The 23315-nt window shown below is 70.5% G+C and carries 21 protein-coding genes; 9 read left to right on the forward strand and 12 right to left on the reverse strand.

All coding sequences use genetic code 11. The features are described from left to right. Positions 1-80: 80 nt before the first annotated feature. Together OG223_RS23140 and OG223_RS23145 are read right to left on the reverse strand one after the other, a co-directional pair. Positions 81-1199 carry an LLM class flavin-dependent oxidoreductase gene (locus OG223_RS23140; RefSeq protein WP_329251789.1) on the reverse strand — a complete coding sequence of 373 codons (1119 nt, stop codon included), beginning with the start codon at positions 1197-1199 and terminating at the stop codon, positions 81-83. 118 nt (positions 1200-1317) lie between these two features. Next, positions 1318-2088 (reverse strand): SDR family NAD(P)-dependent oxidoreductase, encoded by a 771-nt coding sequence (locus OG223_RS23145; protein ID WP_329251792.1) that lies wholly within the window; start codon positions 2086-2088, stop codon positions 1318-1320. Positions 2089-2248: 160 nt separating this feature from the next. Here OG223_RS23145 and OG223_RS23150 point away from each other — a divergent pair, with 160 nt between their 5' ends. Together OG223_RS23150 and OG223_RS23155 are read left to right on the forward strand one after the other, a co-directional pair. Further along, a complete protein-coding gene (locus OG223_RS23150) occupies positions 2249-2983 on the forward strand; it encodes a hypothetical protein (RefSeq protein WP_329251795.1) in 735 nt (244 codons plus the stop codon). A gap of 61 nt (positions 2984-3044) precedes the next feature. Further along, on the forward strand, positions 3045-3839 hold the full coding sequence (locus OG223_RS23155; protein ID WP_329251798.1) for a hypothetical protein: 795 nt from the start codon (positions 3045-3047) through the stop codon (positions 3837-3839). A 21-nt stretch (positions 3840-3860) separates the two neighbouring features. Here OG223_RS23155 and OG223_RS23160 read toward each other — a convergent pair whose 3' ends face one another. The 3 genes from OG223_RS23160 to OG223_RS23170 form a co-directional block, all read right to left on the reverse strand. Beyond that, positions 3861-4511 carry a response regulator transcription factor gene (locus tag OG223_RS23160; protein ID WP_329251801.1) on the reverse strand — a complete coding sequence of 217 codons (651 nt, stop codon included), beginning with the start codon at positions 4509-4511 and terminating at the stop codon, positions 3861-3863. Between the two features lie 105 nt (positions 4512-4616). Further along, positions 4617-5540: an LLM class F420-dependent oxidoreductase gene (locus tag OG223_RS23165; RefSeq protein WP_329251804.1), complete on the reverse strand. Its 924-nt coding sequence runs from the start codon at positions 5538-5540 to the stop codon at positions 4617-4619. Beyond that, on the reverse strand, positions 5537-6790 hold the full coding sequence (locus tag OG223_RS23170) for an amidohydrolase family protein (protein ID WP_443073733.1): 1254 nt from the start codon (positions 6788-6790) through the stop codon (positions 5537-5539). The genes OG223_RS23165 and OG223_RS23170 overlap by 4 nt, the downstream gene beginning before the upstream one ends. 201 nt (positions 6791-6991) lie before the next feature. Here OG223_RS23170 and OG223_RS23175 point away from each other — a divergent pair, with 201 nt between their 5' ends. Both OG223_RS23175 and OG223_RS23180 read left to right on the forward strand, forming a co-directional pair. Next, entirely contained in the window at positions 6992-9952 is a 2961-nt protein-coding gene (locus OG223_RS23175) for an AfsR/SARP family transcriptional regulator (protein WP_329251810.1), read from the forward strand. A 253-nt stretch (positions 9953-10205) separates the two neighbouring features. After that, the gene (locus tag OG223_RS23180) at positions 10206-10400 is read left to right on the forward strand and encodes a hypothetical protein (RefSeq protein WP_329251813.1); all 195 of its coding nucleotides are present in this window, start codon (positions 10206-10208) and stop codon (positions 10398-10400) included. A 108-nt stretch (positions 10401-10508) separates the two neighbouring features. Here OG223_RS23180 and OG223_RS23185 read toward each other — a convergent pair whose 3' ends face one another. Continuing rightward, positions 10509-12095: a FadD3 family acyl-CoA ligase gene (locus tag OG223_RS23185; protein WP_329251815.1), complete on the reverse strand. Its 1587-nt coding sequence runs from the start codon at positions 12093-12095 to the stop codon at positions 10509-10511. Between the two features lie 114 nt (positions 12096-12209). Here OG223_RS23185 and OG223_RS23190 point away from each other — a divergent pair, with 114 nt between their 5' ends. The 3 genes from OG223_RS23190 to OG223_RS23200 are packed head-to-tail and all read left to right on the forward strand — an operon-like array spanning position 12210 to position 14563. Beyond that, on the forward strand, positions 12210-13358 hold the full coding sequence (locus OG223_RS23190) for a lipid-transfer protein (protein WP_329265422.1): 1149 nt from the start codon (positions 12210-12212) through the stop codon (positions 13356-13358). An 18-nt stretch (positions 13359-13376) separates the two neighbouring features. Beyond that, the gene (locus tag OG223_RS23195) at positions 13377-13793 is read left to right on the forward strand and encodes a Zn-ribbon domain-containing OB-fold protein (RefSeq protein ID WP_329251818.1); all 417 of its coding nucleotides are present in this window, start codon (positions 13377-13379) and stop codon (positions 13791-13793) included. Continuing rightward, positions 13790-14563 (forward strand): enoyl-CoA hydratase/isomerase family protein, encoded by a 774-nt coding sequence (locus OG223_RS23200; protein ID WP_329251821.1) that lies wholly within the window; start codon positions 13790-13792, stop codon positions 14561-14563. Before OG223_RS23195 ends, OG223_RS23200 begins: the two co-directional genes overlap by 4 nt. Positions 14564-14566: 3 nt before the next feature. On the opposite strand, the gene OG223_RS23205 is transcribed toward OG223_RS23200, so the two are convergent. The 3 genes from OG223_RS23205 to OG223_RS23215 form a co-directional block, all read right to left on the reverse strand. Then, positions 14567-15112, reverse strand: coding sequence for a hypothetical protein (locus OG223_RS23205; protein WP_329251824.1), 546 nt, complete (start codon positions 15110-15112; stop codon positions 14567-14569). A gap of 32 nt (positions 15113-15144) precedes the next feature. Beyond that, a complete protein-coding gene (locus OG223_RS23210) occupies positions 15145-17490 on the reverse strand; it encodes a serine/threonine-protein kinase (protein WP_329251827.1) in 2346 nt (781 codons plus the stop codon). 179 nt (positions 17491-17669) lie between these two features. Further along, positions 17670-18392: a VOC family protein gene (locus OG223_RS23215; RefSeq protein ID WP_329251830.1), complete on the reverse strand. Its 723-nt coding sequence runs from the start codon at positions 18390-18392 to the stop codon at positions 17670-17672. A gap of 134 nt (positions 18393-18526) precedes the next feature. Between OG223_RS23215 and OG223_RS23220 the strand changes: the two genes are divergently transcribed. Continuing rightward, positions 18527-19162 carry a TetR family transcriptional regulator gene (locus OG223_RS23220; protein WP_329265423.1) on the forward strand — a complete coding sequence of 212 codons (636 nt, stop codon included), beginning with the start codon at positions 18527-18529 and terminating at the stop codon, positions 19160-19162. Between the two features lie 60 nt (positions 19163-19222). On the opposite strand, the gene OG223_RS23225 is transcribed toward OG223_RS23220, so the two are convergent. Together OG223_RS23225 and OG223_RS23230 are read right to left on the reverse strand one after the other, a co-directional pair. Then, positions 19223-19708 carry a nitroreductase family deazaflavin-dependent oxidoreductase gene (locus OG223_RS23225; protein ID WP_329251833.1) on the reverse strand — a complete coding sequence of 162 codons (486 nt, stop codon included), beginning with the start codon at positions 19706-19708 and terminating at the stop codon, positions 19223-19225. Then, positions 19705-20901 (reverse strand): acyl-CoA dehydrogenase family protein, encoded by a 1197-nt coding sequence (locus tag OG223_RS23230; RefSeq protein ID WP_329251836.1) that lies wholly within the window; start codon positions 20899-20901, stop codon positions 19705-19707. Before OG223_RS23230 ends, OG223_RS23225 begins: the two co-directional genes overlap by 4 nt. Positions 20902-20978: 77 nt before the next feature. On the opposite strand from OG223_RS23230, the gene OG223_RS23235 reads away from it, so the two are divergent. Further along, on the forward strand, positions 20979-22151 hold the full coding sequence (locus tag OG223_RS23235; protein WP_329251839.1) for a thiolase C-terminal domain-containing protein: 1173 nt from the start codon (positions 20979-20981) through the stop codon (positions 22149-22151). Here OG223_RS23235 and OG223_RS23240 read toward each other — a convergent pair. Further along, complete coding sequence (locus OG223_RS23240) at positions 22049-23284, reverse strand: acyltransferase family protein (RefSeq protein WP_329251841.1); 1236 nt, start codon at positions 23282-23284, stop codon at positions 22049-22051. The genes OG223_RS23235 and OG223_RS23240 overlap by 103 nt on opposite strands. Between the last annotated feature and the right edge of the window lie 31 nt (positions 23285-23315).

Raw genomic sequence — 23315 nt, forward strand, 5'->3', positions numbered from 1 at the left:
GGCGCGGGGCGGTATCGATTTGCGGCTACCGCCGCGTGGGCGCGACCAGCCCCCACGCACCCGCACCCCGCGACGAGACCTCAAGCCGCCTGACGGAACCGCGTAGTCCGGTGCACAGGATCCGTATCGATCTTCGGAACCACGTGCTCCCCGATCAACCGAATCGTCTGCAACGTCTCCTCCTTCGGCACCCCCACCGGCAACCCGAAGCTCAACTGATCCGCCCCCGCCTGCTCCCACCGCTTGCACTGAGTGAGCACCTCATCCGGATCCCCACAGATCAACAGCTCCTCCTCCACGAGGAGTTCGACAAACTCCGGCGTGTACTCCGGCAAGGTCTCCGGCCACACCGGAAACCCCTCAGGCCGGGGAAACGTGTCGTGGTACCGGAACACCAGCGAGGGCAGATAGTGCAGCCCACCACTGCAAGCGATCCGGATCGCCTCGTCGTGCGTAGGCGCACAGATCGCCGTGGTCGTCACCATCACGTTGTCGTTGACGAACGCCCCCACCGGCTCCGCGTTCACGATCGCCGTCTTGTACTGCTCCAGCACCCACTCCATGTCGGACACCTTCTGGATGCTGAACCCGAGGACGCCGAGCCCCTTCCGCGCGGCCATGGCGTACGACGGAGGCGACCCGGCGGCGTACCACATCGCCGGGTGCGCCTTCCCGTACGGCTTGGGCAGGATCTTCCGCGGCGGCAACTGCCAGTGCTTGCCCTGGAAGCCGACGTACTCGTCCTGGAGCCACATCTTGGGGAACTCGGCGATGGTCTCTTCCCAGATCTCCTTGGTGTAGTTCATGTCGGTGACGCCGGGTATGAACCCGAGAATCTCGTGGCTGCCCGCACCCCGCCCGCTGCCGAACTCGAAGCGGTTGTTGGAGAGATGGTCGAGCATGGCGACCTTCTCGGCGACCTTCACCGGGTGGTTGACCTGGGCGAGGGGGTTGAAGATCCCCGACCCCAGGTGGATGCGTTCCGTCGCGTGGGCGAGATAGCCGAGGAAGACGTCGTTGGCAGAGAGGTGCGAGTACTCCTCCAGGAAGTGGTGCTCGGACGCCCAGGCGTACTTGAACCCGGACTTGTCCGCCTGGATGACGTACTCGGTCTCCTCCATCAGCGCCTTGTGCTCGGCCAGCGGGTCCGTTTCGGCACGCTTGCCCACGTATCCCTGTACAAAGAGCCCGAATTCCAAGGAGGTTCACCGTCCCAAGTCCAGGTGGTCCCTATGAGTGCTACGACTTTCTGACGTAGCGTCAGATTCGTCAATAGATGACGCCCCGTCAGATGACAGGAGATGGCGTCGGACGACGTCAGATGACACTGACCCCCGCCAGCCAGCCCCCGTCGATCACGAACGGCTGCCCGGTGATGTACGAGGAGTCGTCCGACGTCAGGAACAGCGCGAGCCGCGCCACCTCGTCGGCCCGCCCGATCCGCCCGAGCGGCACGAGCTTGCGGTACAGCTCGTCCAGGGCCCGGGTCATCTCCTCCGGATCAGCGTCCGGGTCGAGCCGCGACGGGTTGGACATCGCGGTGTCCACGGCCCCGGGACAGACGGCGTTGACCCGGATCCGCCGGCTCGCCAGCTCCAGCGCGGCGACCCGGGTGAGCCCGAGGATGGCGTGCTTGGTGGCGGTGTACGTCCCCACGGCCGCCATCCCCGTCACCGCCGTGTACGACGCGGTGTTGACGATCGTGCCGCCGTCCTCCATCGCCGCCGCCACGGTCTTGATCCCGAGGAAGCAGCCGACCTGGTTGACCCGCACGACCTGCATGAACTCCTCGAGGGGCGTGTCCACAAGGGAGTTGAACCGCAGGATCCCCGCGTTGTTGACCAGCCCGTCGATCCGCCCGTACGCCGCCTTGGTCGCCGCCACGGCGGCCCCCCAGTCCGCCTCCTCACCGACGTCGAGATGGACATAGGACGCGCCCAACTCCTTGGCCAGCGGCTCCCCTTGCTCATCCAGCACATCCGCCACGACGACGCTCGCACCCTCCGCCGCGAACAGCCGCGCCTCCTGCTCCCCCTGCCCGCGCGCCGCTCCGGTGACCAGAACGACACGCCCGTCCAGCTTGCCCATGCGGGCCTCCTCGGGATCGGTGGATGCAGGTCATCGTACCGCCGCATCTGACGAAGCGTCAGATGAAGACCGCGGGATTGCACAAGCACACTTGAAGTGACCGTGGAGTAGGGACATTTGACTCTGGCCATACCTCCGCTTGGCTTCAACAATGCCGACCATGGCAAAGCGGAGATTGCGCAACAGGAAAGTCAGGTACGTGGCGATCGGCGCGGCACTCGCCACCGGCGGAGCGATCGTCGCCCTGCTGCCGTCGGCGAACGCGGCCGACGCCAAGACGCCGGACCAGATCATGACCATGTGCGAGAGGTCCGCGGTGGTCAATGGCGAGCAACGGACGGTGGAGGATTTCGGCGGCGCCTTCGCGGACGGCTTCCAGGCCGACAACTGCGATTTCGTCGAGACGAACTTCGAGACCTTCGACGGACCCACCGAAAAGGCCTCCATCGACTTCCCGAACTGCGAGCCGAACGCCACCGATCCGGCGAAGGTCTCCATCACCTGGTCGTCGACCGCGGCCCACGGCCAGGGAAAGTACGTCTCCACCCAACAGGGCGGCGGCGGTGGCCTGTTCGGATTCCTGAGCGGGTCCTGGGCCAAGCACAAAGGGACCCTGGACATGACCGTGAAGTCGGCGACCGCCGGCGACACGGAAGCGCGGGACGTGCCGGTCGGCAAGGTGCTCCACATGGAGTTCACGCCGAAGTTGCAGCGCATGACCGGCGAATGGCGGGTGCGCATCGACGCCGATCCCGGCAGCTTCGCCGTAAACCCCTCTCCCGAACAGAACTTCGTGGCACCGGACGTCGTCGAGGGACCGGTCGTCCTGCCGGGCGCCGCGGGCGCCCCCGGTGTCGTGGACGGCACCTCCAAGGCGGTCCTGGAGGACTGCTGAGCCACCGGCCGTACAGCAGGAAACCGCAGCTCAACTCACTTATACCCCCCAGGAGATACCCATGTCCCGGACCGGCCGCGCCAGAAGCCACCGGAGCAAGAAGAAGCGCATCACCCTCGCGCTGGCCCCCGTGGCCGCGCTCGCGGTGATCGTCCCGCTGATGAACCAGGCGAGTGCCGCCACCCCGTCCGAAGTGACCGCCGACTGTGCCGCGGACTCGGACAAACTGGCCAACTGCGAGTTCGTCGACGTCCAGTTCAAGGCGAACAGCCTCGGGTCCAACGAACGCGTCTCACCGGTGAGCGACAACTGCGGTTCCACGAGCACCGCGACGAAGACCTTCAACGTCAGTACGTCGGTGACGCGCACCCTCCAGGTCGAGGAGGGAACCGTCACCGAGGCCGGCACGAAACTCGGTAGCTCGCTCTTCGAAGTCGGCCTGGAATTCAGCACGTCGACCATCAACATCACGCGGGACGACAAGACGACCACCCTGGCGTTCAGCCGGACGGACACCGTGCAGGCGGACAGCACCGCCTTCTACATGTGGTCCGCCAAGCGCACCGATGTGAGCGGATTCCTGAAGGCCACGTACAAGGAGGCACAGGACGGCCAGACGGTGTTCTTCGCGCCGAGCGAGGGGGCGGCGACCGTGCACGTCTTCTATCCGCAGATCCTGAACAACGGAACGCCCGACGGGCGCCTTTGGCTGCGGAACGTGACATGCGGAACCGCCGCGGCCGACAGCACACTGAACTCGACGAAGGCCCTCCAGGACGAACAACCCGGATTCGGTGAGGGCGGCGCCGATGTCACCGATGTGGAAATTCCGCTGACGGAGATCCCGGCGCCCTGATCCGGCGCTCTTAGAAGGTTCTCAGGTGCGAAGCACGGGCGTGGTTCCCAGCCAGCGCAGAACCGCGTCCGTGCCGCTCCTGGCGTCGAGCTTGGCGTAGATGTTGCTGAGGTTGTTGCGGACGGTCTTCTCGCTCAGCCGTAGTCGCTGCCCGATCTGCCGTGCGCCCAGGCCGGTCGAGAGCAGCTCCATGATCTGCTGCTCGCGGGGCGAGAGCAGCGCGCGCAGCCGCTGCATCGTGTCGTCGGTCGCGGCCATCCGCCGGGCCCCCTCCCGCAGGGCGTCGCAGGCCGACGGGGAGAGGTAGGTGTGCCCGACGGTGGCCGCCACCATCGCCGAGGACATCATCTCGGGGCAGTGGTCGCCCTCGACCAGATAGCCCGCCCCGGCCCGGAACACCTCGACCACCGCTTCGGTGTCCTGGCGCGGACTGACCACGAGCGTCGGGACGCTCTGGGCGCGGAGCACGTCCAGCAGCCCCGGAAAGGACACGGCCGGGTCCTCGCAGTGCAGCACGACGACGTCCGCGGTGGTCTCCGCCAGCCCGTCGTAGGGCGGGGAGACATGCAGGACACCGCTCACGTACGGATCGTCCGGGGGCGGCCAGTCCTTGTGCGGCCAGGTGCGGCCGGCGGAGGCCAGAGCGACCACTAATCGCTGGGAGGATCGCACGCGAGGGGTCCTTCCGCCGGAGCCATGACGTCCGTACGTCCATACATACGCGGCTCGGCGTGACCGTGTTCAAACAGGCCGTGATCATGTTCAAACAGCATGTGATCAGAGCAGCGGCCCCACCTCGGACCCGAACTCGCTTATCTGGTCGGTGAGTTCGGCGCGGTCGCGGCAGCGGAACCGCACCTGTATCTGGTCCACGCCCATCGCGCCGTAGGCCCGCAGCGACTCGGCGAGGACCTCGGGCGCGCCGGTGAGCGTGCGCCGCCCGACCTCCCACCCCGGTGCGCCGACGTACAGCGGCTCGGTGATGGCCCCGAACACGAACGGCTCCTGGATGGACGCCTCTTCGCGCAGTCGCCGGATCCGCTCGATCTGCGCGGGGAGCTTCGCGCGCGGGTCGCCCTGCGGGAGCCAGCCGTCGCCCTTGAGCGCGGCCCGGCGTACGGCGGCGGGCGACGACCCGCCGACCCAGAGCGGGACGTGTTCTTGCGCGGGACGGGGCCGCTGCCCGAGCCCCTCGAAGTCGTACAACTTGCCGTGGTGCTCGGGGAATTCGTCGGGGCCGAGGGCGGCGCGCAAGGCGTCGATCGACTCGTCGAGGACGGGCCCGCGGCGCTCGAAGTCGACCCCGAGCGCCTCGAACTCCTCCTGTACGTGCCCGGCGCCGACCCCGAGGAGCAGCCGGCCCCCGCTCAGGTGGTCGAGGGTGGCGTACTGCTTGGCGCTGATCAGGGGGTGGCGCAGGCCCACGACCGCGACATGGCTGAGGAGTTGGACGTGTTCGGTGACCCCCGCGAGGTAGGAGAGGGTGGCGACGGGGTCGTACCAGATCGTGCTCATGGCGGCGGCGAGGCGGCGCGGGACGCCCACGTGGTCGCAGCTCGCGATGTAGCCGAAGCCGGACCGGTCGGCGGCCCTGGCTATCTCCACGAGGTCGGCGGGGCCCGCGTCGGCCTCCCAGGGTTCGGCGTAGATGGTGCTCTGGGACTGGACGGGCAGTTGGATGCCGTAGACGAGGCCGCTCATGCGGACGCTTCCCACAGGCCGTCCGGTGTCAGGCCCAGCAGGTCGATCGCGTTGCCCCTTACGATCCGCTCGACCACGTCCGGTGCCAGGTGCCCCATCTGTGCCTCGCCGACCTCGCGGGACTTGGGCCATGTCGAGTCCGAGTGGGGGTAGTCGGTCTCGTACAGCACATTGCCGACGCCGATGGCGTCCAGGTTGCGCAGCCCGAACGCGTCGTCGAAGAAGCAGCCGTAGACGTGCTCGGTGAACAGTTCCGACGGCGGGCGGTGGACCTTGTCGGCGACGCCGCCCCAGGCGCGGTTCTCCTCCCAGACCACGTCGGCGCGCTCCAGGATGTAGGGGATCCAGCCGATCTGGCCCTCGGCGTACATGACTTTGAGCTCGGGGAAGCGTTCGAACTTGCCGCTCATCAGCCAATCCACCATGGAATAGCAGCAGTTGGCGAAGGTGATCGTGGAGCCGACGGCCGGCGGGGCGTCCGCCGAGGTGGAGGGCATCCGGCTGCTGGAGCCGATGTGCATGGCGATGACGGTCTGGGTCTCGGCGCAGGCGGCGAGGAACGGGTCCCAGTCGTCGGTGTGGATGGAGGGCAGGCCGAGGTGCGGGGGTATCTCGGAGAAGGCGACGGCGCGGGTGCCGCGGGCCGCGTTGCGGCGGACCTCCGCGGCGGCCAACTCCGGGTCCCAGAGCGGGATGAGGGGGAGCGGTATGAGGCGGCCGTGCGCGTCGGGGCCGCACCACTCCTCCACCATCCAGTCGTTGTAGGCGCGGACGCAGAGGAGGCCGAGTTCGCGGTCGGCGGCCTCGGTGAAGGTCTGGCCGCAGAAGCGCGGGAAGGTGGGGAAACAGAGCGCGGACTGGACGTGGTTGACGTCCATGTCGGCGAGCCGGGCCGGGACGTCGAAGGAGCCCGGACGCATCTGCTCGTAAGTGATGACTTCGAGCTTGATCTCGTCCCTGCTGTAGCCGACGGCGGTGTCGAGGCGGGTGAGGGGGCGGTGCAGGTCCTCGTAGACCCACCAGTCGCCGATGGGTCCGTCGTCGCCGGGCTCGCCCATGACGGGCTTGAACCGGCCGCCCAGGAAGGTCATTTCCTTCAGTGGCGCGCGGACCACACGGGGGCCGGTGTCCAGGTACTTCTTGGGCAGCCGGTGCTGCCAGACGTCGGCGGGCTCCACGGTGTGGTCGTCGACGGAGATGATCGGCGGAAGGGGGGTCGGGGCGGTGGTCTGGGTGTCCATGGCGCTCACGGTAGCGCCGATCTGACGACCCGTCAGCTACCTTGATACGGGTACGGGATGCTCGGTTGTGTGCGGAACTGTGCGGAGGCCGTGTGAGAGCCTTGTGATATCCCGCGCGGCCACCTGTGAGCGGTGTCTCCCAGAGCTGACGCATCCGCTGCGGACAAGGCAAACTGTCGTAGTTATCAGGCTTGCCTAGGGGGAACGGCGATGGACGGTGGACCGCGAGTACCGGAGCAGCGGCGCCCTGCCTCCGGCTCGGAAGAGTCGACGGCACTGCGGTTCGACGTGCTCGGTCCGGTACGTGCCTGGCGGGGCACCGTCTCGCTGCCCACGGGCTCTCCTCAGCAACGCGCCCTGCTGGCCGCGCTGTTGCTGCGCGAGGGCCGGACGGCGACCGCCGGCGAGCTGATCGACGCCCTGTGGGGTGACGACCCTCCGCCGCAGGCGCTGGCCGCGGTGCGCACCTACGCGTCCCGGCTGCGCAAGACGCTGGACGCCGCCGAGATCCTGGTCAGCGAGTCGGGCGGATACGCCGTACGCGGCCTGCCCGAGGGCGCGTTGGACGCGGCGGTGGCCCAGGACCTGGCGAACGAGGCGGACAAGGCGAAGTCCGCGGGTGATGTGCGTCACGCGCGGGACCTGCTGGCGCGGGCGCTGGCGCTGTGGGACGGGGAGGCACTGGCCGGGCTGCCGGGTCCGTACGCGGAGACGCAGCGGGTCCGCCTGGAGGAGTGGCGGCTCCAACTCCTGGAGTCCCGGCTGGACATGGACCTGGAGCAGGGCTGCCACGCGGAGGCGGTGAGCGAGCTGACGGCGCTCACGGCGGCCCACCCGCTGTGGGAACGGTTCCGTGAACTGCTGATGCTCGCGCTGTACCGCTCCGGCCGCCAGGCGGAGGCCCTCGCGGTGTACGCGGACACCCGGCGGCTGCTCGCGGACGAGCTGGGCGTGGACCCGCGCCCCGGCCTGCGCGAACTCCAGCAGCGCATCCTCCAGGCCGACCCGGGCCTCGCCGAACCCTCCGCACCCGCACCGGAGACGACCCCGGCACCGCTGCGCCCCCACCAACTCCCGGCGACGGTCCCGGACTTCACCGGCCGCGTGTCCTTCGTATCGGAACTGAGCGAGGTGCTGGCCTCGGCCGAGGGCCGCGTGATGGCGGTGTCGGCACTGGCCGGCATCGGCGGCGTCGGCAAGACGACCCTCGCGGTGCACGTGGCCCACCAGGCCCGGTCCGCCTTCCCCGACGGGCAGTTGTACGTCGATCTCCAGGGCGCGGGCTCCCGCGCGGCGGAACCGGAGACCGTACTCGGCGCGTTCCTGCGGGCGTTGGGCACGGCGGACGCCGCGATACCGGACTCCCTGGAGGAACGCTCGGCGCTGTACCGGTCGGTGCTCGACGGCCGCCGCGTGCTGGTGCTGCTGGACAACGCGCGGGACGCGGCCCAGGTACGGCCCCTGCTGCCCGGCACCGAGGGCTGCGCGGCGCTGGTCACCTCCCGGGTGCGGATGGTGGACCTGGCGGGAGCCCATCTCATCGACCTCGATGTGATGTCCCCCGAGGAGGCCCTCCAGCTCTTCACGCGGATCGTGGGCGCCGAACGGGTCGCGGCCGAACGGGAATCCGCCCTCGACGTCGTCGCCGCGTGCGGCTTCCTGCCGCTGGCGATCCGGATCGCGGCCTCCCGGCTGGCGGCCCGGCGCACCTGGACGGTCTCGGTGCTCGCCGCCAAACTGGCCGACGAACGGCGGCGGTTGGACGAACTGCAGGCCGGCGACCTCGCCGTGAAGGCCACATTCGAGCTGGGCTACGGCCAGTTGGAGCCGGCGCAGGCACGGGCGTTCCGCCTGCTGGGCCTCGCCGACGGCCCTGACATCTCCCTCGCGGCCGCCGCGGCGATGCTGAATCTTCCGGTGGAGGAGACAGAGGACCTGCTGGAGTCCCTCGTGGACACCTCACTTGTCGAATCGGCGGCGCCCGGACGCTACCGGTACCACGATCTGGTGCGGCTCTACGCGCGTGCGTGCGCCGAGCGCGACGAGCGGTCGCCGGACGAACCGGCCGCCGCCGTCTCGCGGTTGCTGGACTTCTACCTGGCCACCGTCTCGGGCGTCTACCTCATCGAGCGCCCCGGCGACCGGCTGGTGGACCACCTGGAGCACACCGACCATCCGGGGCTCGTGTTCTCGGACCGGCACACCGCGCAGGACTGGCTGTACGCCGAGGCCGTCTCCCTGCTGGCCTGCGTCCGCCAGGCCGCGCGGGCGGGGACACTCCGGCGGGCCGTGGACGTCCTGTGGGCGGCGGTCGACCTGGCCGAGTCGGGCACCAACTCCAAGGAGTACGAGGCCGTCGCCGAACTCCTGCGCAACACGGCGCGGAAGGTCGCGGATCCGCGGACGGAGGCGCGGGCGCTGACGCTGCTCGCCTTCGTGCACCACATCTCCGGCTCCCGGTTCGACGTGGCGCTCCAGGAGGCCGAGCAGGCAACGGAGTTGGCCGCGCTGGCCGCCGATCCGCTCACCGGCTGCTGGTCCTCCAACATCAGCGGAGTGGTCGCGCTCTACCAGAACCGGCACGACGAGGGCGCCGCCCACTTCACCCGCGCCATCGAGAGCTTCCGCGCCCTCGGGGACCGCCCCGGCGAGGCGAGCGCCCTGTGCAACCTCTCGCGCATCCACCTCGCCACCTCGCGCACGGCGAGCGCGGTGGCGCTGGCCCAGCAGGGCACGGCGATGTACGACGACATGGGGCACGATCTGCGGGGTGCCAACGGCCGGTACGCGCTGGGTCTCGCGCTCACGCAGAGCGGCCAGTTGGCCGAGGCGACCGAGTGCCTCAACCAGGCGCTCCAGGTGTTCCGGGACAGCCGGCAGCGCCTGTGGGAGGGCATGACCCTGTTCCGGCTCGCCGAACTCGACCTGGCGGCCCGGCGGCCCGCCCAGGCCGCGGTCAACGCCGAGGCGGCCCTGACGCTGCTGCGCGGCATCGGCGGCGAGTGGCGGCGCGGCAACGTGCTCACCGTGCTGGGGCGCGGTCTCAACGGCATCGGGCAGCCCGGGCGCGCGCAGGTGTGCTGGCGCGAGGCCCTCGACCTCTTCGAGTCGCTGGGAGCGCCGGAGGCGGACGAGGTCAGGGGCCTGCTGGCACCGTCGGCCGCGGCCTGACACGGACGGATCCACCATCGGATCCGGCGCCGGATCCAGCGCCTGATCCACCGCCTCGACACGGGCGTTCATCGTTCGTTTATCGCGGTCCGCCACTCTCGTCTGTGTCGGGCCGTCGCGTCGGGGGGCAGACGGAACGGCGAACGGCCGGAGCTCTATGGTGAACCGGCCTCAAGGATCCGTCCGGCAGTTCTCGGGGGAGTTGCCGGGCGGATCCAGCCCAATCACCGCACGTAACAGGGGAGCCAGTGACATGAGCGACGACAACAGCACCGACAACGTCCACGCCACGGACGAGCCCGTCGTGACGCCGGACAACGTGCACGCCACGATCGGACCCGTCACCGTGAAGAACGTCCACGCCACGGGCGAGCCGATCACCGCGGTCCTCGACGAGGAGACGGACGCGTCGACGGACAACGTGCACGCCACGGGCGAGCCGGTCTGACAGCTCCACCGCACGGGGGATCGGCCGCGGCAGCTCTGGGGGGAGCTGTCGCGGCCGATGTGTGTCCGGGGGCCGTTGTGTGTCCGGGGCGCCGATGTGTGCCCGGGGTCACGGATTCGGCGCCCGCAACTCCCCCTTGACGACCTTCCCGCTCGCGTTCCGGGGCAGCTCCCCCACGAACTCCACCACCCGCGGCACCTTGTAGTTCGCCATCTCCCGCCGCGCCCAGGCGATCAGGTCGTCGCCGGTCAGGGTCACCCCCGGCCGCCTTACGACATACGCCTTCCCGACCTCGCCGAGCCGCGCGTCCGGTACGCCGATCACCGCCACGTCCGCCACGTCGGGATGGACGCCGAGGAGCTGTTCTATCTCCGCCGGGTACGCGTTGAAGCCGCCGACGATGAACATGTCTTTGATGCGGTCGGTGATCCGGAGGTTGCCCGCGCCGTCCAGGACCCCGACGTCCCCGGTCCGCAGCCAGCCGTCCTCGCCCAGGACCTCCGCCGTGGCCGCCGCGTCCTCGTAGTAGCCCCGCATGACGTTGAAGCCGCGGACCAGCACCTCGCCCGGGGTGCCGGCGGGGGCCTCGACCCGGACCTCGGTCCCCGGGATCGCCCGCCCCGACGTCGACGCGATGACCGACGGATCGTCCCCGCGCCGGCACATGGTCACGATCCCGCTGGCCTCCGAGAGGCCGTACGCCGTGAGGACGGTCCCCACGCCCAGCTCGCCCCGCAACCGCTCCACCAACCGCAACGGCACCACCGCCGCCCCGGTCACCACCAGCCGCAGCGCCGACAGGTCGTGCGCGTCGCGGGCCGGGTGGTCGAGGAGGGACTGGTGGAGCGTGGGCGGGCCGGGGAGCACCGACACCCGCTCCGCCGCGATGTTCGCCAGCACCGTGTCGACGTTGAACACCGGCTGCGGGATCATCGTCGCGCCCCGCATCAGCGAGGCGATCACGCCCGCCTTGTAGCCGAAGGTGTGGAAGAAGGGGTTCACGATCAGATAGCGGTCGCCCTGCCTCAGGCCTGCCAGGTCGCTCCAGATCTCGTATCCCCGCAGCGTCTGCGCGTGCGTGATCACCGCACCCTTGGGACGGCCCGTCGTACCCGACGTGAAGATGATGTCCGAGACGGTCGAGCCGTCCAACTCCCGCTCCCGCGCCCGCACTTCCGTCGCGCCCACGCCCTCCCCGCCCGCGAGGAAGTCCTTCCAGGTACGGAAGTCGGCGGGCGCGTCATCGGCCAGCACCACCACCTGCTCCAGCGCCGGGAGGCCGGGCAGCGGACCGTCCCCCGCCCCCTCCCCCGCGGCCCGCCTCAGCGACGCCACGTACGAGGTCCCCAGGAACGTCCCGGTCACGAACAGCAGCCGCGCCCCGCTGCTCCGCAGCACATACGCGGCCTCGCTCCCCTTGAACCGCGTGTTCAGCGGCACCAGTACCGCGCCCGCCGACACCGCGCCCAGCGCCGAGACGATCCAGTCCGTCGAGTTCGGCGCCCAGATGCCCACCCGGTCGCCGACCTCCACCCCGCTCGCGACACAGGCCGCCGCCGCGCGTTCCACCCGGGCGCCCAGTTCGGCGTACGAGATCCTCGTCCGGCCCTCCACCACCGCCTCGGCGTCCGCGTACCGCTCTGCGGCGGATCGCACCAGGCCCGGGATGCTGCCCCACTCCACGTCCGCACGCATGAACGGCCTCCCTGCACCCACTAGCTGACTGACCGTCAGATTAGCTGTAGCCTGACGCCCTGTCAGCAGCCCCGGTGTTCACGCGGAGGTGCACGGAGCATGGCCGGACAGCGCATGGCCGGACTGAAGGACGCGACCGCGATCGTCGGCATCGGACAGACCTCCTTCGCCAAGCAACTCCCCGAGGACGAACGGACCCTGGCCTGTCGCGCCGTACTCGCCGCCCTCGACGACGCGGGCATCTCCCCCAGCGAGGTCGACGCCCTCGCCTCCTACACGATGGAGGAGACCGACGAGGTCGAGCTGGCGAAGGCGGTCGGCTTCGGGGACCTGACCTTCTTCAGCAAGGTGGGGTATGGGGGCGGGGGTTCATGTGCGACTGTCGCCCACCTCGCCACCGCCATCGCCGCCGGGCAGGCGACGGTGGGTGTGGCCTGGCGGTCCCGGAAGCGGGGCAGCGGGGCGAGACCCTGGACCGACACGACCCGCCAACTCCCCACGCCCGCCCAGTGGACCCGCCCTTTCGGGCTCCTCCGCCCGGCCGACGAGATCGCCATGCTCACCCGCCGCTACATGTACGAGTACGGCGCGACCCGCGACCACCTCTTCAACGTGGCCCTCGCCTGCCGGAACAGGGCCAATCAGAATCCGGCGGCCATCATGTACGACCGCCCCCTCACCCGCGAGATGTACATGACCTCCCGCTGGATCAGCGAACCCCTCTGCCTCTTCGACAACTGCCTTGAGACGGACGGGGCGTTGGCCTGCGTGGTCGTCTCCCGCGAGCGCGCCCGCGACTGCCGGCGCACCCCCGTGTACGTCCACTCCGCCGCCCAGGGCCTCCCCGCCCAGCACCACGGCATGGTCAACTACTGGAACGACGACCCGCTCACCGGGCCCGCCTGGACCGCCGCCCGACACCTGTGGAAACACGCCGACTTCACCCCGCAGGACGTCGATGTCGCCCAGATCTACGACGCGTTCACCGCCCTCGTCCCGCTCTCCCTGGAGGGCTACGGCTTCTGCGGGCGCGGCGAAGGCGGTGCCTTCACGGAAGGGGGCGCCCTGGAGATCGGCGGCCGGCTCCCCCTCAACACCGGCGGTGGCGGGCTCTCCGAGGCGTACGTCCACGGCTTCAACCTGATCAACGAGGGCGTACGGCAGTTGCGCGGCACCAGCACCGCCCAGGTCCCGGACGCCGCCACCTGTCTGGTGACGGCGGGCGAGGGCGTCCCCACCTCAGCCCTGCTGCTCACGAAGTGAAATGAGGAGTCGACCACCATGCTCACTCCGCTCACCGACGCCGACGGCGCCCCCTTCTGGCAGTACGCCCGCGAGGGCCAACTCCGCGTCCAGACCTGCGCCGACTGCGCCGAGCCCCGCTTCCCGCCCCGCCCCTGCTGCCCGCACTGCCAGTCCTTCGCGAGCGAGTGGCGGGAGGTGAGCGGGCGCGGGCGGGTGTGGTCGTACGTCTTCCCGCACCCCCCGCTCCTGCCCGACTACGCGGCCGTCGCGCCGTACAACGTGATCGTGGTCGAGCTGGTCGACGCCCCGCGGATCCGGCTGGTCGGGAATCTCGTCGGCGAAGCCGGGGCCGCGATCAACTCCCTTTCCCCGAACCGGATCCGGATCGGGGCGCGGGTGCAGGTCGTGTTCGGCGCGGACGGGCTTCCGCAGTGGGTTCTGGAGCGGCCATGACGCTCGGCATCTCCGTCGACAAGGACACGGGCGTCGCCGTCGTCACCCTCGACCGGCCGCGCAAGCTCAACGCCATCGACCTCGCGACAGCCGCCGAACTGGCGGCGATGTGGCGGGAGTTGCGGTTCGACGGCTCCGTACGGGCCGTCGTCCTCACCGGGGCCGGGGAGCGCGCCTTCTGCACCGGCCTGGACCGGGACGCGGTCGTGCCGCAGCCCGACTCGCCGTACATGCAGGACGATCCGCTGCTGCACATCGGGCCGAAGGCCAACGACCTCTGGAAACCGGTGATCTCCGCCGTGTCCGGGATGGCCTGCGGCGGGGCCTTCTATCTGCTGGGCGAGAGCGAGTTCGTCATCGCCGACAGGGCCGCCGTGTTCTTCGACCCGCACACCACCTACGGCATGGTCAGCGCGTACGAGTCGGTGCTGATGGCACACCGGATGCCGTACGGCGAGGTCGCGCGGATGATGCTCATGGGGACGGCGGAGCGGATCTCGGCACGGCGGGCGTACGAGCTGGGGCTCGTGTCCGAACTCACCGCGCCCGGCGGGGCGTTGGCGGCCGCCGTGGCCTGTGCGAGCGTCATCGCCGGGTATCCGACGGAGGGTGTCCAGGGCACCGTACGGGCGTTGTGGGCGGCGAAGGAGGCGGCGCGGGCGCAGGCCTATGCGCAGGCGCCGCCGCTCATCGCGCTCGGGAATCTGCCGACGGAGCGGCAGGCGGAGCTGTTCGCCGCCCGTGGGAACGGCGGCTTCCGGACCCGGTGAGGGTCAACTCACCGCTGTGGCACGGCCGTCGACGACACAGTGGTCCACCGGGGTGGAGCTGCCGAGGAAACGCACCCGCACGGTCGCCTTGCCGTTGGCCGGCACCTTGACGTCCGTGTAGTTGTAGTCGACCTCGTTGTCCTGGGCGTCCTCGAAGGTGACGTCGACGGAGAAGGTGGCCTTGCGGCTGTTCGGGTTGCCGACCTCGACGGTCGCGTACGGCTTCTTCGCCGTCGCGCAGCTCACCAGCTTCGCCGTGCCGTCCAGCAGGCTGCTGCCGCTGCCGGAGGTGGCCGTAGAGGTGGGTGTAGAGCGGTAGTTGGGCCGGTGGGTGTACGAACTGCCCCCGGACGAACCGCCTGATGAACCGCCCGACGTCGATGACGTCGACGTGTCGTGATCCTGGCTGGAGCTGCTGCACCCGCCCCCTCCCCCGCTGCTCCCGTGCCGGCTGCTGCTGTGGTGCCGTCCGGTGGAGAAGCCGGTGAGGGTGAGAACCGTCAATGCCAGTACTGCCGTGAATCTGAGCCTGCGCCCCCGCGTCTGCATCCGATCATGGTACCGACCTCAACGGGCGCCGCTCACGCGGTCCTTGCGGTGCCCGTCCCCTTCTCCGCGTCGAGGGCGTACACACAGCGGTCCTTGCTGCACGCGTACACGACGCCGTCTCGCACCACCGGCGCTCCGGTGATCTCGCCGCCGGTCGCGAGCTTCCAGCGCAGCCGGCCGTCGTCGGCCTTGAGGGTGTAGAGGAGGTGGTCGGTGGAGCCGAAGTGGATCCGGCCCTCGGCGACCGCGGGGGCGCCCACGATGTCGCCGCCCGCCTGGAAGCGCCACTTGGGGGTGCCGGTGACCGCGTCGAGCGTGTAGAGGCCCTTGCCGCTGCCGACGTGGACGTGTCCCGCGGCGACCAGGACCGGTTCGATCGAGGCCCGGGACTCGGTCGCGATGCGCCAGCGGTCGCGGCCGTCGGCGGCGTCGAGGGCGTAGACCGTGCCGAGGTAGTCGGCGAGGTAGATGCCGCCGCCGGTGACCGCGGGGCCGGGGGCGAAGGTGGGCGGGCAGAGGAACACCGCGGGGGCCTCGAAGTGCCAGCGGACCCGGCCGCTCGCCACCTCGACGGACAGCACGCGGGTGCCGGCGGCGACGTACACCTGGCCGTCCGGGGCGGGGGTGATCCGTACGGGTACGCCGCCGCAGGAGGCCGCGTCGCCGATCGGGTAGGCCCAGCGCTCCTCACCCGTCCGGGCGTCCAGGGCGCGCAGCCGGGCGTCCTGCCACACGTACACGGTGCCGTCGTGCAGCGCCGGGCCCGCCTCCGGGGACTCGAAGTCGGTCTGCGCGCCGGTCAACTGCCAGAGCTGCTGCCCGGTGGACGCCTCCCATGCCTGCACTCCGCCGCCGCGCGTCCCGGTGAGGACGGTGCCGCGCTCGGCCTTGAGGGAGTACACCCAGGCATCGGTGGACAACCGCCACAGGTCGCCGCCCTCACGGGCGTCCAGGGCGAAGAGGGTGGGGCCGTCCGAGGCGTGGATACGGCCGTCCGCGACCGCCATCGACCAGGCGACGTCCCGGGTCTTGAAGGAACGGCGGCCGGTCTGCACGTCGAGCGCGTGCACCTCGAAGGAGGTGACGTAGACCAGGTCGCCGGCGACGGTCGGGGTGCCCCAGACGTCGTTAGACATGCGGAACCGCCAGGGGCGCCAGCCGGAGGCGGTCTCCGGGGGCAGCGGGGGCGGTACGGGTACGGCGGGTCCTACGGCGGCGTCGGTGCCGTTGACGCCGGGCCGGGGCCGGGACCAGGAGGCGACCAGGCCGGCCTCCGGAGGGGGTGCCTTGACGGCGGCGGCGCGGGCGTCGGCGACCCGGGGACCGGGGCCGATCGGGACCGGGGCGCCGGCCAGCCGTACGGGCCCGGTGTCGGGGGCGCCGACCGGGACCGGCACGACGGGATCGTGGGAGGGCGGCGGCGGTACGGCCACGCGCCCGCCACCGCTGCGGCCGGCGGTGGGCGCCGGTTTCAGGGCCGGGCGTCCGCCGCGCCGGGTCTCGATCAGGCCCACCGCGCGCTCGGGCAGCCAGGCCGAGGCCGTACCGCTGTCGTCGGAGCCGGAGCCGAAGAGATGGGGCGCGAGCTGGGCCTGGAGGTCGGCCGGATTCGGCCGGCCGGTGGCCTCCATCTGCATGCAGGACTCGATGAGGGGGCGCAGTTCGTCCGGGAGGCCGGTGAGGTCGGGGCCCTCGCGCAGCAGCATGAAGACGGTCTCGACCGGGTTGGCGCCGTGGAACGGGGGGTGTCCGGTGGCGGCGAACACGAGCATCGAGCCGAGCGAGAACACGTCGCTCGCGCCGGTGACGCTGCGGGAGTCCTTGGCCTGCTCGGGGGACATGTAGGCGGGGGTACCCACCGCCACGTTCGTCATCGTCAAACGGGTGTTCGACACGCCGGAGGCGATACCGAAGTCGATGACCCGCGGCCCGTCCTCGACCACGAGCACGTTCGACGGTTTGAGGTCACGGTGGACGAGACCCGCCCCGTGAATGGACTGCAGCGCCTCCGCGACCCCCGCCGCGAGCCAGCGCACCGCCTGGGCCGGCATCGGCCCGCATTCGTTCACTATCTCTTCGAGGGAGGGCGCGGGCACGTACGCGGTGGCCAGCCACGGCACGGCGGCACGCGGATCGGCGTCGACCACGGCAGCCGTATAAAAACCGGAGACCGCGCGCGCGGCCTCGACCTCGCGCGTGAAACGGACCCGGAACAACTGGTCCTCGGCGAGTTCCGTCCGCACGGTCTTGATCGCCACCCGCCGGCCGGACGCCGAGCGCGCGAGATAGACCAGCCCCATGCCGCCCGCGCCCAGCCGTCCGAGCACCTCGAACGGCCCGATCCGCCGCGGATCGTGCTGCGTCAGCTGATCCACCACTTGCCTGCCACCTCCCCGTACGGGCCACGCCACCCACATATGTACGCGACCCCGTGCAGCGTCTCACCACCGCACCGCCATGGCGGCACGCACCCTGATTCTTCCTGGCCGGGCCACAGGTTGCGAACCCGGCGACTAATCGGGGTGTCTCGACATATCTCCGGACAAAAGTCCAGGTGTCAGCGTTGCAGCAGCGCGAACGACGCCCCTTGATTGTCCGTGACGACCGCCACATTCCCGTACGACGTCTCGAAGGGCGGGACCTGGACCCGTCCGCCGAGCCGCCGCACGGCCCCCAGAACAGCGGCGATGTCCTCGACCCGGAAGTGCACGAGGAAATGCGGCGGCATCTCCACCGGGAAGACGTCGGAGACGGGCGCGCGCCCGAAGTCGGGAGCGGCCTCCGGCCCGAACAGGGCGTCTGTGAAAAGTCCGCCGTAGAACGTGTTGGCGATGTCCGTTTCGCGGGCATACAGCTCGGCCCAGCCGAAGGTGCCCGCCTTGTGCCGGGTGCCGAAACCGGGATGGCGGGCCGCCTGCCACAGCCCGAAGACGGCACCCTCCGGATCCGCGGCGAGGGCGGCCGTGCCCAGTTCCCCCACGGAAACCGGCGCCGTCACGACCTGCCCGCCGGCCGCCCGGATCCGCGCGGTCAGCCGCACCACGTCCGGCGTCGCGAAGTACACCGTCCACACGGTCGGCATCCGCCCGTCCGCCTTGTGGGCGAGCGCCGCGACGGCCTCGCCGTCCTTGCGGGCCCATACGGAGCCGCCGTACGCCTCCTCGAAGGTCCACCCGAAGAGCTCACCGTAGAACCGCCTGCCCGCCGCCAGGTCCGGAAGCTGCGCGTCCACCCAGCAGGGGACGCCCTCTCCGTACGCGGATGCCCTGTTTTCGGCCATACCGTCAAAGTAACGGCGACGCACGCACCCCGCAGACCAGGCACACCACCCTCTGGACCCTCGTGCACCCCATTTGCAGTCGGCCGAATCGCGCTCCGATCACCCCTCGGTAAGCTGACGGCATGACAGGACAAGTGCGTACCGTCGACGGCCGCGTGGCCGGCCGGCGTGGGCAGGCGACCCGGCAGAAGCTGCTCGACTGCCTGAGCGAGATGCTGAGCTCTTCCCCTTACCGGGACGTCAAAGTCATCGATGTCGCCCGGAAGGCGGGTACTTCGCCCGCGACCTTCTACCAGTACTTCCCGGACGTCGAAGGCGCCGTCCTGGAGATCGCCGAGCAAATGGCCACGGAGGGCGGTCAGTTGACCGAACTGCTCGCCGGCCGGTCATGGGTCGGCAAGGCCGGCTGGCAGACCTCGCAGGAACTCGTGGACGGTTTCCTGGAGTTCTGGCGCCGGAACGACGCGATCCTGCGGGTCGTCGACCTCGGAGCGGCCGAGGGCGACAAACGCTTCTACAAGATCCGCATGAAGATCCTCAACTCCGTGAACAACTCCCTCTCGGACGCGGTCGCCGAGTTGCAGGCCAAGGGCAAGGTCGACAAGGACGTGAACCCGGCGGCGGTCGCCGGTTCACTGGTCGCGATGCTCGCGGCCGTCGCCTCGCACCAGAAGGGTTTCCAGACGTGGGGCGTCAAGCAGGCTGAACTCAAGCCGAACCTGGCGCTGTTGGTCCACCTGGGCGTGACCGGCAGGAAGCCCACGAAGTAGGAGTTCCTGCTCCCAGGCTCTGACTTCTCGGGTCCCAAGTCCTGTCTCGCGGGCGGTGGTTCACTCCGGTGGACCACCGCCTGCCCTGCGTGTGATCCGGAACAAGCGGATCTCCCGCTCCACCCGCCGCTGATAGGTCGCGTACGGCGGCCAGAACACGAGCGCCGCCCGCCACACCTCCGCCCGCTCCTCCCCCGCCAACAGCCGGGCGGTGACCGGGATTTCCTCGCCCTTCCAACTGATCTCGGCATCGGGATGAGCGAGGAGATTGTGCGTCCAGGCGGGGTTGCCGGTACGGCCGAAGTTGGACCCGACGAGAATCCAGCCGTCCGCCACCGGCATACAGGCGAGGGGGCTGCGGCGCGGCTGTCCGCTCCGCGCACCGGTCGAGGTCAGGATCACCCCCGGCAGCATCTGCGCGCTGAGCAGCACCTTCCCGCGCGTGAGCCGGTGCACGGCCCGGTCGAGGCCGGGGATGACATGCGGGGCGATACGCGCGAACGCCCTTGTCGACGACACCTTCTGCACCGCGCGCACACCGATCACACCGTCACCTCGCGGCTCTCGATCTCGAAGAGGTGCGCGCCCTCGGCGGCATGTGCCCGCAGCCGGTGTACCGGCCCGAAAAGCAGTTCGTCGCCAGCGGCACGCTTGAAGTAGAGGTGGGCCTCGTGTTCCCAGGTGAACCCGATCCCGCCGTGCAGTTGGATCCCCTCGGCGGCGGCCCCGCGCAGGGCCTCCAGCGCCTGCGCGAGGGCGAGCCCGCCCACCCGTTCCCCGTTGCCGATCGCCCAAGCGGCGTAGTAGACGGCCGACTTGGCCGCCTGCACCTGCACATACACATCGGCCAGCCGGTGCTTCACCGCCTGGAACGACCCGATCGCGCGCCCGAACTGCTCGCGCTGCTTGACGTGTTGGACTGTCCGCTCCAAGGCCCGGTCGGCGGCCCCGACGGCTTCGGCGGCGAGCACGGTGGCGGCGGAATCGCCGAGCGCGGAGAGCTCTCGCAGCAGCCGCGGACTGTCATCGACACCCAGCAACTCCCCTTCCACGTCCCGCAGTTCGAGCCGAGCCTGCGGCCGGGTCGCGTCCAGGGCGGTCTGCCGTACCCGCACCAGCCCGTCCGCGTCCCCCGCCACGAGAAACAGCAGAGTCCGCGACCGGGCGAACCCCCCGGCATGGGCGGCGACGAGCAGCACGTCGGCACTGTGCCCGTCGAGCACCTGAGCGACCTGCCCGTACAACCGCCACCCGTTGTCCCCCTCCTGCCTGGCCTGCACCCCGCCCGCGCGCCCGCCCCCCGCCCACTCCCCGCCGTTGGTGCCGGTGAGGGCGAGGGCGGTGGTGAGAGCGGGGCCGGGCACGGCGAGGGCGGCGGTCAGGGAACCGGCGGCGATCCGGGGCAGCAGCCGGGCGCGCTGGCTCTCGGTGCCGAGTCCGAGGACGAGCGGGGCGACGAGCACGGCGGTGGCGAGCAGCGGGGAGGGCGCGAGGAAGCGGCCCAACTCCTCACACCCCAGGGCGAGTTCGGTGGACGAGGCACCGACACCGTCGTACGACTCCGGGAGCGCGAGCCCCGGCAGCCCCAGCCGCTCGGCCAGCGCGGCCCACAGCGCGGGGTCGTGCCCGGTCGGGCTGTCGACGGCGGCACGGAGTGCGGCCGGTCCGCAGCGCTTGGTGAGGAGTTCGCGGAGGGTACGGCGGATCTCGTCCTGCTCGGCGGTGAAGCTGGCGTCCATGACACTTCCCTCCAGATCTGACGGTCCGTCATATTAGGAGTCCGGGCACGATATGCACAGAGGGAGGAGGCCCCCTCATGCCAGTGGGGAGCCGCAAGGTCGCCGTGGTGGGCGTGGCGCTGTCCGACTGCGGACGCGTGGACGACACGACCCCCTACGCTCTGCACGCCCAGGCGGCCCGCCGCGCACTGGCGGACGCGGGCCTGGGCAGGGAGGTGGTGGACGGCTTCGCGTCGGCGGGCCTGGGCACACTGCCCCCGGTCGAGGTGGCCGAATACCTGGGCCTGCGCCCGACATGGGTCGACTCCACCTCCGTCGGCGGCTCGACCTGGGAGGTCATGGCGGCCCACGCGGCGGACGCGATAGCGGCGGGCCACGCGAACGCCGTGCTGCTGGTCTACGGCTCGACGGCCCGGGCCGACATCAAGGCGGGCCGCCGCACCGGCAACCTCTCCTTCGGCGCGCGGGGCCCCCTCCAGTTCGAAGTCCCCTACGGCCACACGCTGATCGCCAAGTACGCGATGGCCGCGCGCCGCCACATGCTCGAATTCGGCACGACGATCGAGCAGTTGGCGGAGGTGGCGGTACAGGCCCGTGCGAACGCGGCACTCAACCCCGAGGCGATGTTCCGCACCCCGGTCACGGTGGACGAGGTCCTCTCCGGCCCGATGATCGCGGACCCCTTCACCAAACTCCACTGCTGCATACGGTCCGACGGCGGCGCGGCGGTCCTGCTGGCGGCCGAGGAGTACGTACGGGACTGCCGTACGGCACCGGTGTGGGTGCTCGGCACCGGAGAGCATGTGTCACACGCCTCGATGTCCGAGTGGCCGGACTTCACGGTGTCACCGGCGGCGGTGAGCGGGCGACTGGCCTTCGAACGGGCGGGAGTCGGCCCCGAGGAGATGGACTTCGCGCAGATCTACGACGCGTTCACCTACATGACGTTGGTGACGCTGGAGGACCTGGGCTTCTGCGCGAAGGGCGAGGGGGGCGCCTTCGTGGAGAAGGGCCGCTTGCGGGTGGCGGGCGGCGAGTTGCCGGTGAACACGGACGGGGGCGGCCTGTCGGCCCAACACCCCGGAATGCGGGGCCTGTTCCTGCTGGTGGAGGCGGTACGGCAGTTGCGCGGCGAGGCCGGGGCCCGTCAAGTGACCGGCGCGGACGGGGAGTTGCCCCGACTCGGAGTCGCCTCCGGGACGGGCGGCTGGTTCTGCTCCTCCGGGACGGTGGTGCTGGGCCGGGACTGAGTCCGAGGACCCGAACGGCCGAGTGCGCCGGTGAGGGACTTCCAGGACCGGTTCCGCTTGAAGGGCATTTCGAAGATCTCGGCGAACAGCCAGGCGCCGAGCACCGAAACGGGCAGGCCCACGGCGAGGGTGAAACAGAACGTGGACATCCCCGGCGCGACGAAGTGCGGGGCCACGCGACGCACGACGACCAGGACGACCGGGAGATGGATCAGATAGAGGCTGTAGGAGAAGTTCCCGAGAGCCTGAAGCGGCCGCGTGATCAACAGCCGTACGAGCGGGGCGGGCCGCCCGCCGGCCACCGCGGCCAGCAGCATGGCCATCGAGGGGGCGATGGCGAGATCCACCCAGAAGTAGTGGTGCACGGTCCAGACGTTCCCCTTAAGGAACCCGAGAGCGAGCACAGGCGCGGCGGCGGCCACGGCGAACCATCCCCACGGCAGCCGCCGGACCCGCTCCGACGCGACCACGATCCCCGCGCCGACCACTCCCGCGACGAAGACGGGGGCGAGATGCGGGGCGAGCCAGTTGTCGCCCTCCACCGGGTTCGCGTCGGTGGCCAGCAGCCCGAAGAGGACCACCGGAAGCGTCACGCACGCGACCACGGCAGCCGCGCTGAACCGCCGCCGGACGAGAAGGATCAGCGGGAAGAGGAGATACAGTTCGGCCTCCACGCCGATCGACCAGAACGCTCCGTTCGGCGTCGGGGCGAAGAACATGTCCTGAAGGACAAGGCCGTAGACGAGAAGCGACGACCCATCCGGCGGTCCGTAGTGCGAGGCCGGCACCACATACAGCGAGACGACCAGGCTGATGGCCAACGCCGCCCAGTACGGCGGCAGGATGCGCCAGGCGCGGCGGCGCAGGAACTCGCCGATGCCGCCCGACCGCCAGCCGTGCCGCGCCGGGGAGATCGCCAGGGAGAACCCGGACAGCACCAGGAAGAAGACGACGGCGATACGGCCGAACATCAGCACGTCCAGCCATCCGGGCGCCGAACTGTCGGGATAGCCCGGGAAGGTGTACAGCCAGCAGTGGAACAGCACCACGTACAGGGCGGCCAGCCCGCGCAGTCCGTCCAGGCCGAGCACTTGCCGCCGGACGGGTGTTCCGACCGGACGACGGATCTCCACGGAAATGGCTCGGCCCTCTCTCCGACTCTCG

Origin of the sequence: Streptomyces sp. NBC_01478, assembly GCF_036227225.1 — a bacterium.
GTDB lineage: Bacteria > Actinomycetota > Actinomycetes > Streptomycetales > Streptomycetaceae > Streptomyces.

What these genes read in the sequence shown, in the direction of transcription:
- OG223_RS23180 (WP_329251813.1), top strand. Translation starts at nt 10,206, where the DNA reads ATGAGCGACGACAACAGCACCGACAACGTCCACGCCACGGACGAGCCC.
- OG223_RS23200 (WP_329251821.1), top strand. Translation starts at nt 13,790, where the DNA reads ATGACGCTCGGCATCTCCGTCGACAAGGACACGGGCGTCGCCGTCGTC.
- OG223_RS23190 (WP_329265422.1), top strand. Translation starts at nt 12,210, where the DNA reads ATGGCCGGACTGAAGGACGCGACCGCGATCGTCGGCATCGGACAGACC.
- OG223_RS23215 (WP_329251830.1), bottom strand. Translation starts at nt 18,392, where the DNA reads ATGGCCGAAAACAGGGCATCCGCGTACGGAGAGGGCGTCCCCTGCTGG.
- OG223_RS23205 (WP_329251824.1), bottom strand. Translation starts at nt 15,112, where the DNA reads ATGCAGACGCGGGGGCGCAGGCTCAGATTCACGGCAGTACTGGCATTG.
- OG223_RS23230 (WP_329251836.1), bottom strand. Translation starts at nt 20,901, where the DNA reads ATGGACGCCAGCTTCACCGCCGAGCAGGACGAGATCCGCCGTACCCTC.
- OG223_RS23185 (WP_329251815.1), bottom strand. Translation starts at nt 12,095, where the DNA reads ATGCGTGCGGACGTGGAGTGGGGCAGCATCCCGGGCCTGGTGCGATCC.
- OG223_RS23145 (WP_329251792.1), bottom strand. Translation starts at nt 2,088, where the DNA reads ATGGGCAAGCTGGACGGGCGTGTCGTTCTGGTCACCGGAGCGGCGCGC.
- OG223_RS23155 (WP_329251798.1), top strand. Translation starts at nt 3,045, where the DNA reads ATGTCCCGGACCGGCCGCGCCAGAAGCCACCGGAGCAAGAAGAAGCGC.
- OG223_RS23165 (WP_329251804.1), bottom strand. Translation starts at nt 5,540, where the DNA reads ATGAGCGGCCTCGTCTACGGCATCCAACTGCCCGTCCAGTCCCAGAGC.
- OG223_RS23175 (WP_329251810.1), top strand. Translation starts at nt 6,992, where the DNA reads ATGGACGGTGGACCGCGAGTACCGGAGCAGCGGCGCCCTGCCTCCGGC.
- OG223_RS23150 (WP_329251795.1), top strand. Translation starts at nt 2,249, where the DNA reads ATGGCAAAGCGGAGATTGCGCAACAGGAAAGTCAGGTACGTGGCGATC.
- OG223_RS23195 (WP_329251818.1), top strand. Translation starts at nt 13,377, where the DNA reads ATGCTCACTCCGCTCACCGACGCCGACGGCGCCCCCTTCTGGCAGTAC.
- OG223_RS23235 (WP_329251839.1), top strand. Translation starts at nt 20,979, where the DNA reads ATGCCAGTGGGGAGCCGCAAGGTCGCCGTGGTGGGCGTGGCGCTGTCC.